A 1,844-nucleotide genomic window follows, 5' to 3' on the forward strand; every position below is an offset into this window, starting at 1 on the left:
TCGTTCTCGGCGATCTTGCGCAGGATGCGGCGCATGATCTTGCCCGAGCGCGTCTTGGGCAGGCCGGGCGCCCACTGGATCAGGTCCGGCGAGGCGATCGGGCCGATCTCGGTGCGGACCCAGGTGCGGAGCTCCTTCTTGAGCTCCTCCGAAGGCTCGACCTCGTTCATCAGCGTCACGTAGCAATAGATGCCCTGGCCCTTCACCGGGTGCGGGTAGCCCACCACCGCCGCCTCGGCGACCTTGGCATGCGCCACCAGCGCCGATTCGACCTCTGCCGTGCCCATGCGGTGACCCGAGACGTTGATCACGTCATCGACGCGGCCGGTGATCCAGTAATCGCCATCCTCGTCGACGCGGCAGCCGTCGCCCGAGAAATAGTAGCCTTTATATTGCTGGAAATAGGTCTGCTCGAAGCGCTCGTGATCGCCCCAGACGGTGCGCATCTGCCCCGGCCAGCTATCGGCCAGCGCCAGAACCCCCTCGGTCGGGAAGTCGTGAATCTCCTCCCCCGAGGTGGGCTCGAGCACCACCGGCTTGACGCCGAAGAACGGCTTCATCGCCGAGCCGGGCTTGAGCGCGTGGGCGCCGGGCAGCGGGGTCATCAGGTGGCCGCCGGTCTCGGTCTGCCACCAGGTGTCGACGATCGGGCATTTTCCCTTGCCGATCTTGTCGTTGTACCAGTTCCAGGCCTCGGGGTTGATGGGCTCGCCGACGGTGCCGAGCAGCTTCAGGCTGGACAGGTCGCACTTCTCGACGAAGGCGTCCCCCTGGCCCATCAGCGCCCGCAGCGCGGTCGGGGCTGTGTAGAACTGGTTGACCTTGTGCTTGTCGCAAACCTCCCAGAAACGGCTGGCATCGGGATAGGTCGGCACGCCCTCGAACATCAGCGTGGTGGCGCCGTTGGCGAGCGGGCCGTAGACGATGTAGCTGTGGCCGGTGACCCAGCCGACATCGGCGGTGCACCAGTAGACGTCGCCGTCGTGGTAATCGAACACCACCTCGTGGGTGAGGGCGGCGTAAACCAGATATCCACCACTTGCGTGCACAACCCCCTTGGGTTTGCCGGTGGAGCCCGAGGTGTAGAGGATGAAGAGCGGGTCTTCGGCGTTCATCGGGCGCGGCGGGCAATCGGGGGCCGCGTGCTCCATGAGGTAGTTGAGGTCGACATCGCGGCCCTGGATCCAGCTGGTCTGGTCGCCGGTATGCTTGACCACCAGGCAGCGGACCTTGTCCGAGCAGTGCAGCAGCGCCGCGTCGGTGTTGGACTTGAGCGCGGTCTTGCGGCCGCCGCGCGGGGCGGTGTCGGCGGTGATGACGATCTTGGCGCCGCAATCGTTGATGCGGTTGGCCAGCGCGTCGGGCGAGAAGCCGGCGAAGACGATGGAATGGATGGCGCCGATGCGGGCGCAGGCCAGCATGGCATAGGCGGCCTCGGGGATCATCGGCAGGTAGATCACCACGCGGTCGCCGCGCATCACGCCCTGGCTGAGCAGGACGTTGGCCATGCGGTTCACCTTGTCGTAGAGCTCGGCATAGGTGATGTGCTGGGCGGGGTCTTCGGGGTTGTCGGGCTCGAAGATGATCGCGGTCTGGTTGGCACGGGTCTTCAGGTGGCGGTCGACGCAGTTATAGGCGACGTTGAGCACGCCGTCCTCGAACCACTTGATATCGACCTTGCCGAACTCGAAGCTGGTGTTCTTGATCTTGGTCGGCCGGGCCATCCAGTCGAGCCGCTGCGCCTCGTCGCCCCAGAACCCCTCCGGGTCGCTGATCGAGCGGGCATACATCTCGTCGTATTTCGCAGCGTCGACATGCGCCTTGGACGCGAAGTCGGATGACGG

General features: G+C 65.5%; 1 protein-coding gene. It reads right to left on the reverse strand.

The window, feature by feature from the left end:
- The coding region (gene acs / locus AC6RA4_RS25305) for an acetate--CoA ligase (protein WP_500165057.1) at positions 1-1,844 on the reverse strand (1,844 nt) is incomplete at both ends.

The sequence above is a fragment of the Salipiger sp. genome (assembly GCF_059781815.1).